At 62.6% G+C, this 14554-nt stretch carries 17 protein-coding genes; 7 read left to right on the forward strand and 10 right to left on the reverse strand.

Features of this window, described 5'->3' with window-relative positions; translation table 11 throughout:
• Positions 1–35: 35 nt before the first annotated feature.
• Positions 36–467, forward strand: a complete 432-nt coding sequence (locus GL4_RS10765) for a DUF983 domain-containing protein (protein WP_045367396.1) — start codon at positions 36–38, stop codon at positions 465–467.
• Between the two features lie 113 nt (positions 468–580).
• Complete coding sequence (gene rpmG / locus GL4_RS10770; RefSeq protein ID WP_045367399.1) at positions 581–748, forward strand: 50S ribosomal protein L33; 168 nt, start codon at positions 581–583, stop codon at positions 746–748.
• Between the two features lie 566 nt (positions 749–1314).
• Here rpmG and GL4_RS10775 read toward each other — a convergent pair.
• From GL4_RS10775 to GL4_RS10785, 4 genes are all read right to left on the reverse strand, one after another.
• Positions 1315–2688, reverse strand: coding sequence for a PleD family two-component system response regulator (locus tag GL4_RS10775; protein WP_045367401.1), 1374 nt, complete (start codon positions 2686–2688; stop codon positions 1315–1317).
• A 6-nt stretch (positions 2689–2694) separates the two neighbouring features.
• Positions 2695–3069, reverse strand: a complete 375-nt coding sequence (locus GL4_RS10780; RefSeq protein WP_045369982.1) for a response regulator — start codon at positions 3067–3069, stop codon at positions 2695–2697.
• A gap of 49 nt (positions 3070–3118) precedes the next feature.
• Complete coding sequence (locus GL4_RS17535) at positions 3119–3256, reverse strand: hypothetical protein (protein ID WP_156137522.1); 138 nt, start codon at positions 3254–3256, stop codon at positions 3119–3121.
• Positions 3257–3413: 157 nt separating this feature from the next.
• Complete coding sequence (locus GL4_RS10785) at positions 3414–4259, reverse strand: cell envelope integrity EipB family protein (protein ID WP_045367402.1); 846 nt, start codon at positions 4257–4259, stop codon at positions 3414–3416.
• 201 nt (positions 4260–4460) lie between these two features.
• Here GL4_RS10785 and GL4_RS10790 point away from each other — a divergent pair, with 201 nt between their 5' ends.
• The 3 genes from GL4_RS10790 to GL4_RS10800 are packed head-to-tail and all read left to right on the forward strand — an operon-like array spanning position 4461 to position 7023.
• Positions 4461–4925, forward strand: a complete 465-nt coding sequence (locus tag GL4_RS10790; RefSeq protein WP_045367404.1) for a RidA family protein — start codon at positions 4461–4463, stop codon at positions 4923–4925.
• 22 nt (positions 4926–4947) lie between these two features.
• Entirely contained in the window at positions 4948–5694 is a 747-nt protein-coding gene (locus GL4_RS10795; protein WP_045367407.1) for a glycerophosphodiester phosphodiesterase family protein, read from the forward strand.
• Between the two features lie 39 nt (positions 5695–5733).
• Positions 5734–7023, forward strand: coding sequence for a GNAT family N-acetyltransferase (locus tag GL4_RS10800; protein ID WP_244462607.1), 1290 nt, complete (start codon positions 5734–5736; stop codon positions 7021–7023).
• On the opposite strand, the gene GL4_RS10805 is transcribed toward GL4_RS10800, so the two are convergent.
• Positions 7020–7220, reverse strand: a complete 201-nt coding sequence (locus GL4_RS10805; RefSeq protein ID WP_045367409.1) for a dodecin family protein — start codon at positions 7218–7220, stop codon at positions 7020–7022. The two genes, GL4_RS10800 and GL4_RS10805, sit on opposite strands and share 4 nt — an antisense overlap.
• A gap of 224 nt (positions 7221–7444) precedes the next feature.
• Between GL4_RS10805 and GL4_RS10810 the strand changes: the two genes are divergently transcribed.
• Positions 7445–7885, forward strand: coding sequence for an HIT family protein (locus GL4_RS10810; RefSeq protein WP_045367411.1), 441 nt, complete (start codon positions 7445–7447; stop codon positions 7883–7885).
• Between the two features lie 87 nt (positions 7886–7972).
• Here the strand turns inward: GL4_RS10810 and clpA are convergent, their stop codons facing one another.
• The 3 genes from clpA to GL4_RS10825 form a co-directional block, all read right to left on the reverse strand.
• Complete coding sequence (gene clpA / locus GL4_RS10815) at positions 7973–10414, reverse strand: ATP-dependent Clp protease ATP-binding subunit ClpA (protein WP_045367414.1); 2442 nt, start codon at positions 10412–10414, stop codon at positions 7973–7975.
• A gap of 7 nt (positions 10415–10421) precedes the next feature.
• Positions 10422–10751, reverse strand: coding sequence for an ATP-dependent Clp protease adapter ClpS (gene clpS / locus GL4_RS10820; protein WP_045367416.1), 330 nt, complete (start codon positions 10749–10751; stop codon positions 10422–10424).
• 267 nt (positions 10752–11018) lie between these two features.
• Entirely contained in the window at positions 11019–11351 is a 333-nt protein-coding gene (locus tag GL4_RS10825) for a phasin family protein (protein WP_045367418.1), read from the reverse strand.
• A gap of 270 nt (positions 11352–11621) precedes the next feature.
• Here GL4_RS10825 and GL4_RS10830 point away from each other — a divergent pair, with 270 nt between their 5' ends.
• Entirely contained in the window at positions 11622–13052 is a 1431-nt protein-coding gene (locus tag GL4_RS10830; protein WP_052464394.1) for a D-alanyl-D-alanine carboxypeptidase, read from the forward strand.
• A 16-nt stretch (positions 13053–13068) separates the two neighbouring features.
• Here the strand turns inward: GL4_RS10830 and GL4_RS10835 are convergent, their stop codons facing one another.
• On the reverse strand, positions 13069–13767 hold the full coding sequence (locus tag GL4_RS10835; protein ID WP_045367420.1) for a DnaJ domain-containing protein: 699 nt from the start codon (positions 13765–13767) through the stop codon (positions 13069–13071).
• Positions 13768–13777: 10 nt separating this feature from the next.
• Positions 13778–14524: a vWA domain-containing protein gene (locus GL4_RS10840; protein WP_045367423.1), complete on the reverse strand. Its 747-nt coding sequence runs from the start codon at positions 14522–14524 to the stop codon at positions 13778–13780.
• Positions 14525–14554 lie beyond the last annotated feature (30 nt).

Here is a 14554-nt window from a genome sequence, read left to right on the forward strand (position 1 = left end):
GGCCTCGGCCCAGCGAAAGTGAGAGGATAGCGAGAATGTCACAGGAAGCAGGCCGGTCCACTGGCGAACGTCCCCTCCAGCAGTCACTTCTGCGGGGCGCGCTGCTGAAATGCCCAGCCTGTGGCGTCGGCTCGCTCTTCACACGCTATCTCAAGGTCGCCGACAACTGCGCCCACTGCGGCGAGGCCCTGCACCACCACCGGGCCGATGATGCGCCGGCCTATTTCACGATCGTTATCGTCGGCCACGTGATCGTCAGCCTCGTGCTGGCGGTTGAAATGGCCTACCACCCGCCTCTTTGGGTTCACGCGGCCATTTGGCTGCCCATGACCATCCTGGTCGCGCTAGCCGCCCTCGCCCCCATCAAAGGCCTGCTGGTCTCGCTGCAGTGGGCGCTCCTGATGCACGGCTTCGATCCCAACCACGAAGAAGAGATCGGAGACCGGTTGGCGCCGCCGACCGCCTGAGCCCCGCGGCTCAGCTTGACTTCCGCACGCGAAACAGTAGGTTGCGCGCAACTTGACGCTGGCCCGATTGGGCCGGCGCACCCTATCCCGACAGATTCCATCCGAGGACGACAATGGCGAAGCCCGTCACCCAGAAGATCAAGCTCCTGAGCACCGCCGGCACCGGTTACTTCTACGTCACCAAGAAGAACCCGCGTAATCAGACCGAGAAGATGGTGTTCAAGAAGTACGACCCGGTCGTGCGCAAGCACGTCGAGTTCAAGGAAGCCAAAATCAAGTAGCGCCGCGCCGGGTCGCCTAGCGGCCTAAACGGGCACCCGCCTGCATCGCGCGCTCATAGCGCGCCACCATTCAATCCAGCAAGATGTTGGGAAGGTTGGGCCGTCGTCGAGACGATCCGCCGAAAGTGGTGGCCGGTCGAAACGCGGCGCTAACGAGGAGGCCACTCTACCGCGCTCCGACCGGCCAAACCCCACGGACGCAGGAGATGCGGCGGACCTGAGCATTCCGCAGGGTTGTTCTGTTCACTGGTGAAAGGACGAAGCGAAAGGCCACGTAGGCGGTTCAGCCTTGTGTCCCAATTCCGCTCGACGCCTTCCACACGGCGCATTTGGAACTAACTCAAAGCATAAAAACATCGGCAACGGGAACCAAATCAATCGTTGCCAATTGATTAATACGATAAAATCTCTGCTAGTGTAAAGCGTTAAGCTCAGACCCTCAGCCGAGGTGTCAAGACCGGCAATGGGCCGGGAGCGCCCTCCCGGCACTCCGGCCGGCCATTCCCCACGGAACCCAACTGATTCGGCCTGGTCTGCGGTCGTGATGGCCTTGCAGCGGCCATGCCTCAAGCGGCGTCGCCGACCACCCTATTGCGCCCGTCTCGCTTGGCGCAGTACAGTGCTTGGTCCGCACGCTTCAGAATGAGTTCGGGCGTGTCTTCCTCGTATTCGAGGGCCGCCACCCCCATGCTTGCCGTCACGCTGACCGCCTTGTTCTGCGCGCCAGCGATGAAGGGCGCCGCGGCAATGCACTGCCGCAAACGTTCGCCGACCAGATAGGCGCTTTCGAGCCCGGTGTCGGGCATGACGACCACAAACTCCTCCCCGCCCAGCCGGCAAGCAAGGTCGATACCCCGAATGTTGCGCCGTAACCGCAAGGCAAGTTCCCGCAGGACGTCGTCGCCCGCGTCATGCCCATGCGTGTCGTTGATGGCCTTGAAATGATCCACGTCGATCACCAGCACCGATAGCGGCCGCCCGCGTTCGGCCGACTCCTCGAAGAGCGTCTCCAAGTGGCTACTCAGATAGCGGCGGTTGTGGAGGGCCGTGAGAGGATCCAGCACCGCCATCTCGACGGTCTGCTCCAGCCGCGACCGCAAATAGTCCGTATAGCGCTTTCGTTTCAACTGCGTCCGCACCCGCGCCAGGACCTCGCTCGGGTTGACGGGACGCATGACGTAGTCGTTGACCCCCATATCGAGACCGCGATGAAGACGCGCCTCCTCACCAGGCTCAACGATGATCATGATCGGTAGGTGTCGCGTCCGATCCAGCGAGCGCAGCTGGGAGCAAAGACGCAGCCCATCGGCATTCTGCAGATTCAGACTGACAATCATCAGATCGAAGTCGCCATTCGGCGCGACGAGTAGAGCATGCGCCGGATCCACCATGTGGACGACGTCGTTGTCGGTCTGCAGCGCGTCGACAATCCTCGTTGCGGCGCCTTCCCGGTCTTCGACCATGAGAATACGGCCGTCGCACCCCGTGATGACAACGTCGTCGCCCAGCATGGCCGGATAGCCCATCTGCTGCTCGGTCGTCGCCCTCATAAGCATCTCGTCGGTCAACAGCTTCAAACGCGCGAGATTCTTGACGCGGGTAATCAGAGCCAGGTCGTCGACCGGCTTCGTCAGAAAGTCGTCGGCGCCACATTCGAGCGCTTTCAACAAGTCGTTCGGGTGATCGAGCGCCGTCACCATTACGATGGGGATATGCTGGGTGCGAAAATCGGACTTGAGCCGGCTGCAGACCTCGAAGCCGTCCATGCCGGGCATCATGACATCGAGCAGAATGACGTCTGGCAGGTCCTGGCTGCAGATATCGAGGGCATCGGCGCCGCTCGATGCCGTCTGCACCGTGAAATACTCGGCCACGAGCCGCGCTTCGAGCAGCTTCAGATTGGCCAACATGTCGTCGACGATGAGGACACGCGCGGTCATGGGACTCTAACGCGCCTCTCCGATGAACTGCTTGACCGTATCCAGAAACATCATCACGGAAATCGGTTTGGAGATGTATGCCTCGCAGCCCCCTTCCCTGATCCGCTCCTCATCGCCCTTCATCGCAAAGGCGGTCACGGCAACCACGGGAATGGACCGCAGCTGGTCATCCTCCTTCAGCCATTTGGTGACCTCGAGACCGGAAACCTCGGGAAGCTGAATATCCATGAGAATGAGATCGGGATGGTGCTCCCGCGCCAGTTCCAGGGCCTCCACACCGTTGCGCGTCTGAAGCGTCTGATAGCCATGTGCATCGAGGAGATCATGGAAGAGCTTCATGTTGAGCTCGTTGTCCTCGACAATCAGCACTGTCTTCGTCATCGGCATCGGTCCCGGCGATTCTATTCCGTCTTGGTCGGCAACATAGCCACTATGCGCAGACGAGCTTCGTGCCGGCGGCGGCGCAGCGGGCGGGCGCATGAGAGACGCCATCGGCGCCTGCAGAAAACCACGGATCGGCGCAGCCGCTTCCACGGATGTAGATCGTGTCCTCCAAAACATGGTTCATCGCCCTTCTTGGTTTCGGGCAATATCCCATCGAACCTGTAACTAAACTCTGAAGCGGAACCGGAAATCGTTACAGTTCTTGGCCTTTCCGACCTTTTGCCGAGGGTTTAACTACGGGTTTCCCCAGTCGCAACCGGACCTGACGTTCCGTGGGCGGACTATTTACACTTCGTTTCCTTTAAATACTCAAGCGAGCTCAGCTTTCCCTCGACCGTGTATTCGCCATAGTCGATGAGCAGATCGCGGCTAACGCCGTTTTCATAGAGCCGGAAGTCGATCTGGTAGCTCGGGGTCAGGTCTCCGTCCGCCAGATCGAAATAGCCGATCGAGATGGGCCAAGAGGGCATGTCGCCAAGCTTCTGGTCCTCCGCAACCTTCTCGAGCCGGCCCGTGTCCTCGCCCGGTTTCACCATGCGTCCGATGAAAGCGGTCGTATCGAAGACCCGCTGACCCTTCTCCGTGCCGTCGTAGACCTTCGCCTGAAACACGTTCTGGCCGCTGGCCGCGCGCTCGATCAACGCGATGCTGTGCTGGGTCGGGAACAGGACGGGCCCCGCGAGGCTGAACTCTTCGGACTCGGGCTGGGTGAGTCTGACGGTAATCGCCCCATCGGAGCGGCCGCGGCTGGCCCGACCGATGGTCGCCTCGTCGAGCCGGTGGTTCAACCGCTGCGAGGAGTGAAACCGGAAAGACTTCCCGTCGCCGGCCTCCCCGGTCGACGACCAGACGTCGGCAAGGATCGTCTCGCCTTGCGTGTCGGTTATCTGGCTGACCAACCGCGTGTTGAGCGAATAGCCGCGGCATGCGGACCCGGTGAATTCGAACACCATGCGGCCGTCATAGGCCGTGACGCCGGAGCCGGAGCGCGCCTCCCCAAGCGACATTTCGTAGACCGCCCGATGGGGCGCCAAATGGCTGGCCCCGATTGCCCAGGCCTGTTGGGACACCCCCAACGCGGCGCTAAATACCAGGAAAGACAGCCAATAACCTTTGGCGCGGTTCATCTGTTCGGCCTTCTCAAGCTTGCCCGGAGGTCTGCAGCCATTCTGGCCTATCCGAACCTTAATTTTTGTCACTATCGCTTCGGTCCGGCAAGGGCCGTGCAGGCGCTGCGAACGGACACTCGATACGAAATTGCCGGGCAAGCCTTGCAGGCTAAGGCTTTTTGCTCAACTGTGACCGTAGCGTCGGGTAAGGGAGGAATCATGGCAGGCACGATCGAAGCACGGCTCCAAGCCCTAGACATCGCGCTGCCCGAGGCGAAGCCACCGGTCGCCAGCTATGTGCCATTCATCCATATGAACGGACAGCTTCTGATCTCGGGGCAACTGCCCATGCAGGACGGCGCAATTGCCGTCAAAGGTCAGCTCGGCGGCAACGTCACATTGGAGGACGGGCAGGCTGCAGCGCGCCTCTGTGCGCTGAACATCATGGCCCAGGCCAAGCTGGCCCTGGGCGATCTCGACCGCATCACACAGCTTCTGCGCCTGAACGGTTTTGTCTGCGCCGCGCCAGAGTTCGGCGACCATCCCAAGGTCATCAACGGCGCATCGGATATGTTCGTGGAGGTGTTCGGCGACAAGGGACGCCACACGCGCATTGCCGTCGGCTGCGCGAGCCTACCACTGAACGCAGCGGTCGAGATCGATGCGGTGTTTGCCATAGACTGATCGCGTCGAAGAGAGGACGCAAATGGGCGAACTCTACTGGCTGAAGCGGCCGATCGCCCATCGCGGGCTCCACGACGCAACGCGCGGGATCGTCGAGAACAGCGCTTCGGCGGTAAAGGCGGCCATGCGGAGAGGCATCGCCGTCGAAGTCGATCTGCAGCGCGCGGCCGGGGACATGCCCATTGTGTTTCACGACGCCACGCTCGATCGCCTCACGAACGAAAGCGGTCCTGTCGCTGCGCGCGACGTGGATGCCTTGCACGCGATCCCCCTCAAAGACGGTGGCGGCGACCGGATCCTGTCCCTACCCGAACTCCTCGAACTCGTCGGCGACACCGTCCCGCTGGTGTTGGAGGTGAAGAACCACGGACAGGGGGACGGCGCCTTCGAGGCCAACATCGCCAAGCTGCTCGCCGGCTATCGCGGTCCAGTGGCGGTGATGTCCTTCGATCCTCACGCGGTCGCCGCCTTTCGGCAGCACGCACCCACCCTGCCCCGGGGCCTCGTTTCCTGCCGCTTCAACGACGAGTTCTCCAAGACGCATCTTTCGTCGCTGCAACGTTTCGCCATGCGGCATCTCCTCACATCCACCTTCGCACGGCCCCATTTTGTCGCTTACGATATCCACGCGCTGCCGGCTGTCGCGCCGCTGCTTGCCAAATTCGTCGCCGGCCTGCCCTTGCTGGCCTGGACCGTTCGCACCGAGGCGGATCTGGCGCGCGCGCTGCGGTATGCCGATGCGCCGATCTTCGAAGAGATCGCGCCCTGACGGCCGACATTGGAAAGCCCGGGACGCGGGTCAAGGAGTATGACCGGATCGCCGGACACGAAGCGCGGCATGGACACACCAACGGAACGGAACGAGCAAAACGCGCCAGATCACGGCGCCGAAACCCATCACGCTCCCGGGAAGAGCGCCCCGGAAGCGGTTGTGCGCATCGCGAGCCGGATCGCCGACGTACCGGCGGACCAGTGGGACGCGTGCGCGATTGGCGATAGCGTCTTAACAGCGCCCCCCAACCCTTTCGTCACCCATGCTTTTCTGAAAGCGCTCGAGGAGAGTGGTTCGGCCACACGAGAGACCGGCTGGCTGCCCCAGCATCTGCTCTACGAGGACGGCCAGGGTCACCTGCTCGGGTGCATGCCCTGCTACCTGAAGGGCCATAGCCAGGGCGAGTACGTCTTCGACCACGGCTGGGCCGAAGCCTATATGCGGGCGGGCGGCGATTACTATCCGAAGCTCCAGGCGGCGGTGCCGTTCTCCCCCGTACCGGGGCCGCGGCTGCTCGTCCGGAACTCCGACACCCGCATGGAACGGCAGGCCCTGCTGTTGGAAGCGGGCCGGACGCTGACGAACAGGCTCGGCGTGTCTTCGCTGCACATCACCTTCATGACGCGTGATGAGTGGCGGCTCGCCGGCGAACTCGGCTATCTGCAGCGGACCGATCAGCAGTTCCACTGGCACAATGACGGCTACGGCAGCTTCGACGACTTCTTGAGCGCCCTCGCCTCGCGCAAGCGCAAAGCCATCAAGCGCGAACGCCGCGATGCGCTCAGTAACGATATCGAGATCGAATGGCTCACCGGATCCGCCCTGACCGAAGCGCATTGGGACGCATTCTTCGCCTTCTACATGGACACCGGCGCGCGCAAATGGGGCCGTCCCTACCTGACCCGCAAAGCGTTCAGCCTCTTCAGCGAGACCATGGCCGACCGGCTGCTGCTCGTCATGGCCAAGCGCGGCGCGGACTATATCGCGGGCGCGCTCAACGTGATCGGCGCGGACACGCTCTATGGCCGCTATTGGGGCGCGCTCGAGACCCACGACTTCTTGCATTTCGAGGTCTGCTATTACCAGGCCATCGACTATGCGATCGCTCACGGTCTTGCCCGCGTCGAGGCCGGCGCCCAAGGGAGCCACAAGCTGGCGCGCGGCTATGTCCCAACCGAGACATACAGCGCGCACTACATCGCCGACCCGCGGCTCAGAGCGCCCGTCGCCGAATATCTTCAGCGCGAGCGGCTAGCCGTGGCCGAGGAGAATGCGCTGCTCGCGGCGGAGTCGCCGTATCGGAAGGAAACGCCGCAGCGCGCCTAGTCCAGTACGAACGAGATCTTGCCGTTGATACGGTATTTGGTGATCTTGCCGTTCTCGACCGACGCCTCGAAATTCTTGATGTAGATCGAGCGCACGTTGCGCACGCTCTTCTCGGCCGTCTTCAGGGCGGTCTGCGCGGCGTCCTCCCAGCTCTTGTTGGATTCGGCCAGAACTTCGATCACTTTGAGCATTGTCATTGGACCCTCCCGAGATATGCACTTTCAAAAAATTTTTGTGTAACAATACGTTAGCAGAGCAGACGCAGAGCGCTTGACTCCAATAGAGTCAATGAACGGCGAGCGACAAAGTTCCATCCGCAGGCAAACCAGTTCACGAGCTGGTTGACCTCGGGGGCCTAAGGAATCGAAATGATTCAGCAAATTACCTGCGGCGGACAAACGACGAGAGGAGAGACGGACTGATGGCAGAAAACGATGCGGCGGCCTACGACCCGGAGAACATCTTCGCCAAGATTCTCAAGGGCGAGATCCCCTGCCACAAGCTCTACGAGGACGACGACACCCTCGCCTTCCTCGACATCATGCCGCGTACGGAAGGCCACGCCCTCGTCATCACCAAGGAGCCAGCGGCGGACCTGTTCGGGATCACGCCCGAAGGGCTCGGGAAGCTCATGGCCGTCGTGCAGACGCTCGCGCCGAAGATCAAGCAGGCGGTCGGCGCCGACGGCGTCCTGATTCAGCAGTTCAACGGCGCGGCCGCGGGCCAGACCGTTTTCCACCTCCACGTCCACATCATCCCCCGCAAGGACGGCTTCCCCATGCGGCCCGAGGGCGCCAAGATGGCCGACCCGGAAGACCTCAACGCCACCGCCGAGAAGATCAGGGCCGAGCTCGACGGCTAGTCAAAACAATCATGGCCGGGGCTCGTATGAGCGCCCGGCCATGATGCAATGATCTCTAATTAAGACGCGAAGCGCAGGACGAAGTCCTCAGTCCTCGCCGAGGGGGACTTTGGGCACCGAGCCGGAGCCGCTCGCTTTCGTGCCGCCACGGGGCTTGCGGCTGCGCTTGGGTTTCGACTTCGACGCCTTCGCCTTGACCTTGGCCTCGGCTGCCTTCTCGTCGGCGTCGCGCGGCTTGATCGGGGCGTCGGCCGAGATGTAGTCGAAGTCGAGGCTCTTCTCGCCGCCTTCCTCCTTCACGACCACGCGCACTGTGCCGCCATCCTTCAGCGCACCGAAGAGAATCTCCTCCGCCAGCGGCTTCTTGATGTTCTCCTGGATCACGCGCGCCAGCGGCCGCGCACCGAACTTCTCGTCGTAGCCGCGATCCGCCAGCCACGCGTTGGCTTCAGGGGTCAGCTCGATCGTGATGTTCCGGTCTCCAAGCTGGGCTTCGAGCTGGAACACGAACTTCTCGACGACCTGCGCGATGACGGACGGCGGCAGCGCGCCGAACGGGATGATCGCATCGAGGCGGTTGCGGAACTCCGGCGAGAACAGGCGGTTGATCGCCTCCTCGTCGTCGCCCTCGCGCTTGGTGCGATTGAACCCGATCGCCGCCTTGGCCATGTCGGCTGCGCCGGCATTCGTCGTCATGATCAGGATGACGTTCTGGAAGTCCACGTGCTTGCCGTTGTGGTCGGTCAGCTTACCGTGGTCCATCACCTGCAGAAGGATGTTGAACAGGTCCGGGTGGGCTTTCTCGACCTCGTCGAGCAGCAGCACGCAATGGGGATGCTGATCCACACCGTCGGTCAGGAGACCGCCCTGGTCGAAGCCCACATAGCCGGGAGGCGCACCAATCAGGCGCGACACGGTGTGGCGCTCCATGTACTCGCTCATGTCGAAGCGCAGCAACTCGACGCCAAGCAGCGTGGCGAGCTGGCGTGCGACTTCGGTCTTTCCGACGCCGGTGGGGCCGGAGAACATGTAGCAGCCGATGGGCTTGCCCGGCTCGCGCAGGCCCGCACGGCTCAACTTGATGGCCGCGCCCAGGGCCTCGATGGCCTTGTCCTGCCCGAACACGACGCGCTTCAGATCCTCGTCGATCCCGCGCAGCACCTCCGCGTCGGTCTTGGAGATGGTCTTCGGCGGAATCCGGGCCATAGTGGCGATGGTGTTCTCCACCTCCTTGACGCCGATGGTCTTCCGCCGCTGCCTCTGGGGCACGAGCATCTGCGAGGCGCCCGTCTCGTCAATCACGTCGATCGCCTTATCGGGCAGCTTCCGGTCGTGAATGTATTTCGCCGACAGCTCCACCGCGGATTTGATCGCCTGGTTCGTGTAGCGAATGCGATGGAAGTCCTCGAAGTACGGCTTGAGGCCCTTCAGGATCTCGATCGTGTCGGGCACGGACGGCTCCTTCACGTCGATCTTCTGGAAGCGGCGCACCAAGGCCCGGTCCTTCTCGAAGTGCTGACGGTATTCCTTGTAGGTGGTCGAGCCGATGCAGCGCAGCGAGCCCGATTGCAGCGCCGGCTTCAACAGGTTCGAAGCGTCCATGGCGCCGCCCGAGGTCGCGCCCGCGCCGATCACCGTGTGGATCTCATCGATGAACATGATCGCGCCCGGGAAATTCTCGATCTCCCGCATCACGGCCTTGAGGCGCTCCTCGAAGTCGCCGCGATAGCGCGTGCCCGCCAGCAACGCACCCATATCCAGCTGGAAGATGGTGGCGTCGGACAGGACTTCCGGCACGTCGGCCATGACGATGCGCCGCGCGAGGCCCTCGGCGATGGCGGTCTTGCCAACGCCCGGGTCGCCCACGAACAGGGGGTTGTTCTTCTGCCGGCGGCACAGGACCTGGATCGTGCGCTGGACCTCGGCCTCGCGGCCGATGAGCGGATCGATCCGGCCCGTGCGGGCCTTCTGGTTCAGGTTGATGCAATAGACCTCGAGCGCATCGGCGCCGCGTTTCTTGTCCTCGCCGCCTTCCACGGTCGCTGCGTCGTCATCGATGCCGCGCACAGGCCGTGCGTCGGACATGCCGCCGCGCTTGGCGATGCCATGGCTGATGTAGTTGACCGCATCGAACCGGGTCATGTGCTGCTCTTGCAGGAAGAACGCCGCATGGCTCTCCCGCTCGGCGAAGATCGCGACCAACACGTTGGCGCCGGTCACCTCTTCCCGGCCGCTCGACTGCACGTGAGCAACGGCGCGATGGATCACGCGCTGGAAGCCGGCGGTCGGTTGCGCATCGCCGTGATTGTCGAGGACGAGGCCCGACAGCTCATTGTCGATATAGCCGGTCAGTTTTTCCCGCAGCAAATCGAGATCGACATCGCAGGCACGCATGACGGCGGCCGCGTCGCGGTCGTCGAGGAGCGACAGGAGCAGGTGCTCCAGCGTCGCGTATTCGTGGCTGCGCTCGTTCGCATATTGAAGCGCGCGCCGCAGGGCCTGCTCTAAACTGGTCGAAAAAGAAGCCACGGAATTCCTACTCTTTCTCCATCGTGCATTGAAGCGGATGCTCGTGCTGACGGGCAAAGCTGGTGACCTGAGCTACCTTAGTCTCGGCAACTTCGTAAGTGTAGACCCCGCAGATGCCGACGCCCTTTTGGTGGACGTGCAGCATGATACGGGTGGCTTCCTCCGGAGCTTTGTTGAAAAACCGCTCGAGGATGTACACGACGAAATCCATCGGCGTGTAATCGTCGTTGAGGAGCAATACCTTGTAGAGGCTCGGCCGTTTTGTCTTGGGCCGTACCTTCGTAACAATCTGGGTGCCGGAGTCGTCATCCCGGCGCGGGTCGCCATTGCGCGCCATCGTTAGCCTTCATTCGTCGTCCCTTATGTGGGACCGCGCCGCGCCACTTCCAAGGCGGAGCGCCTTGCCAGGTCCGAAAACCCTCTCGAACGCATTCTAGCGTGATCGGACGGACGGCAGCAATTCGGCTCTAGGTGAAAATGCTAATGTGACGCGCTTTGCTGACAGAAATGGGACACGCCGCCGCCAAAGGCGGCACGTTGGCCAAAAAAAAGGCCCGGGGCAGCGCCCCGAGCCATCCTTGGGAGGAAGATTAGGTGCTGTCGCTTACGCGGCCTTCTTCGCCATGGCGGCTTCCATCGGCTTGTACGCGTCTTTAGCCAGGCCGGCATACATCTCGCCGATCTTGGTCATCTCCGCCATGTAGCCGTCATAGGCCTTCTTGGCGAACTGCGACTGGATTTCGATAGCCTGCTCAATGGACTTGGCGCCGGCAAGCTGCTCGAAAGCCTTCGTGGAATCTTCAAACGCCTTCTTGGAATAGTCGGTGAACTCGGCGGCAATGGCCTGAAAGCCTTTGTTCATCTCGCCGAACGAGCGCACATAGGCGTCAAAACCGTCTTTGCCAACTTTCTGAAACTCTTCAAAACCTTTGATCATCGGGCCCTCTACACAGGTTGGGATCGGAAAAATGCTGCGAACGCGAACACAAATATATGCATTGCACAAAAAACGTCAACCTTGATTTTGCAGTGCACAACATTACGGCGTGTCGGACCCCAAACTGCCCTTAACGCTTTGGCAATCGACGACTTCTAGCCTGTCCGCTTGTCGGCGTTGCAACGCGGATTGACGGACCGCGACCGCCTCGGAGGGATGCGCTGAAGCGCTCGAGGGCGGCGTGACAAACGGGGAAAGGCGTAAGCCAAAGTGTTCGAACAGCTCAAATTTGACTCCGAGCCGCGCGGGTCGTGGATCCGCTCGTCCTGGATCAGCAAGTCTTCGGCCTCCATGCGTCAGGTGACGAAGATCAGTCTGGTGCTCCTGCTGGCGCTCGGCGTGACGCTGACGCATGTCGGCGAGGCTTTTGCCGACAAGCGCGTGAAGGCCGCCATCATCGTCGATGCGAACACGAACAACGTGCTCTATTCCCAGTCCGCCGACGTCCTGCGTTCGCCGGCCTCGCTCACGAAGATCATGACGCTCTACGTCCTGTTCGCCTACATGCGGGCAGGCCGATTCAGCCCCGACACCCAGCTGAAGGTCTCCAAGCACGCCGCCAGCCAGTCTCCGACCAAGCTCTACCTCAAGCCCGGTTCCACCATCGCCGTGAAGGACGCCATCAAGGCCCTGGTCACCAAGTCGGCCAACGACGCCGCCGCGGTCATCGCGGAAAATGTGGGCGGCTCGGAGGAGAATTTCGCGCGCATCATGACCCAGACGGCGCGCAATCTAGGCATGAAGAACACGACCTACCGTAACGCGTCGGGACTGCCAAACAATGAGCAGCTGACCACGGCCCGGGACCAGGCGATCCTCGCCATGCACATCATGCAGGACTACCCGGAGTACTACAGCGTCTTCGAGACCAAGTACTTCGACTACAAGGGCAGAAAGTACCGGAACCACAATCGCCTGCTCTTCACCTACAAGGGCACCACAGGCATCAAGACCGGCTATACGCGTGCCAGCGGATTCAACCTTACGGCTGCAGTGCAGCGCGGCGACAAGCACCTGGTGGGTGTCGTCCTTGGCGGCAGCACCAGCTCGCTGCGCAATGCTGCCATGACCTCGCTGCTCGACAAGCACTGGTCGAGAGCCTCGTCGAAGAAGTCGGGTGCCACGAACTTCATTGCATCGCTGCTCGGAACGCCAAATCCGCCGCGGCCCTCGCGCAAACCGGTTGTCTCTGTGGCGAGCGCCGCCGTCCCTGTCGCGAGCCACACGCCGCCTGCTCAGCCTGCCGTCGCTCAGCCGGCTGTCGCCCAGGCCCCAGTCGTGCAGCCCGCCGTCGCACAACCGGCACAGCAGCGTCCTATCGTGCAGGCAAGCCTTGCCCCGAGCCTTGCGCCGAACCGACTGTCGGCGCCGAGCCCCGCTTCAACGAACCGCATGGGCGACTATCACGTCCAAGTCGGGTCCTATACCTCGCCAGCCGATGCCCAGAACCGGCTCGGCATGGTGCGCCAGCGCGCGCCGCAGCTGCTTGATGGGCACCTGCCCTTCACGGCGACGTTCGAGAAAGACAACAAGGAATGGTACCGGGCCCGGTTTGCCGGCTTCTCGAAAACCGACGCGCGCAGTACCTGCGAAGCGTTGAAGCGCATGCGGCTCGATTGCATCGCCCTCGCCGCCGAGTAGAGGCACCCGCTCCGGCCTAACGGCCGATCAGCACATCCTTCGCTTCGTTGATGCGGGCCGCCAGGTAGGTGGACCCGCCCTGATCAGGGTGCAGCTTCATCATCAGCCGGCGATGCGCCTGCCGAATGTCCTGATCCGAGGCGTCTGGCGCGACCTCGAGCACGGCGCGCGCTTCCTCGACACTCATGCGCCCCCTGGAGAACCCGCCTCTTCCGGCGCCGGCACTCGCCTCTTCGGCCTGCTGGCGCCAATCCGGCACACGCCAGTCGAGATAGGCCTCCATGAGGGCCGCTTCCTTCAGACCGTCTGCCTCGAAGGTGGCGTAGAGCTCGACGGCTTCGGCCTCGCTCAAGGACGAGAGCGTGCGCCCCGCAAACCGGCCCTTCAGGCATTTGCCGTCCATGTAGCCGGTATCGTGGTCGAGCTCCATTTCCAGCCGCTCGGTCTGCACATGGGACGCTTGGCCCTTGGACTTCTCGCCCGAGCCGAACCCGCCAACGCCGCTTCCGGCGATCAGGCTCAAGGCGAACGCGGCGAGCGGAATCGCGAGCGGCAAAGCCCCGCGCAGAGCCAAGAAGCCCGCCACGGCGAACAACGCAACCGCACCGATTTTGCGGAGACCGCCCGCGAGTTGTGTCGGGTTGGCCCGGACAATCACGCGTCCGAGCAATAGGAGGGCGACGAGCAGCGCGCATCCGAGGAAGAAATAGACCATCCGTGCCAGCCTACCGCAGCTGTTCGAGTAGGACCGTCGCAGCGCCGCTCTTGGCGTTCTCGAGCGCCTTGCGGCCACCCGAGGCATAGACCGCCACTGCCGTCAGCAGCGCGCGCAGTTGGGCCGCCGAGCCGGCATCAAAGCGGCAATAGGCGCCCCGTGACAGGCGCGCGATTTCCTTGAACGCCCGCTCGGCGCGCGCATCGTGTCCCTCCTGGAATACGAACACGGGCACACCTATGAGACCGAGCTCGCCGGCGAGCTGGCACAACTCGTCGATGCTCTCCTCCATGCAGTCGCCCACATACACCAGCGCATTGACGGTCTGGCGGCCGGCCTCTCTCTTCGCGTGCGACAAGACTTTGCGGATCTGCGTATGGCCGCCTTCGCAATGGACCTGGCGCATCAGCCGCGCGAGCGCGTCCGGATCGCGCACCCATTTGCTCGACCTGCACTCGCCAAAGCCCCGGAAATACATGAGCTGCACGTCGAGGCCGCCGACCTGCTTGACCGCATCGAACATCTCGCTCTGAAGACCGAGGGCGAGGTCCCAAGTCGGCTGACGGCTCATGGTGGCGTCCATGGCGAAGATCAGCCGTCCCGTCCCCGAGGTTGCCGGCTGCAGGCTCTGAACCTTGCTGAGAAACGCATCGAGTTCCGCCGAGGACGAGGCGCGGCGCGCAACATCCCCCGACGCGGATTTGGAAGGGGCCGTTTGCGAAGAGGTCTTGGATGCCGGAGTCTTTGGTTCGCTCATCCACCCGCTCCGCGATGCGGTTCAAATTCT

The sequence above is a fragment of the Methyloceanibacter caenitepidi genome (assembly GCF_000828475.1).
Taxonomy (GTDB): Bacteria; Pseudomonadota; Alphaproteobacteria; order Rhizobiales; family Methyloligellaceae; genus Methyloceanibacter; species Methyloceanibacter caenitepidi.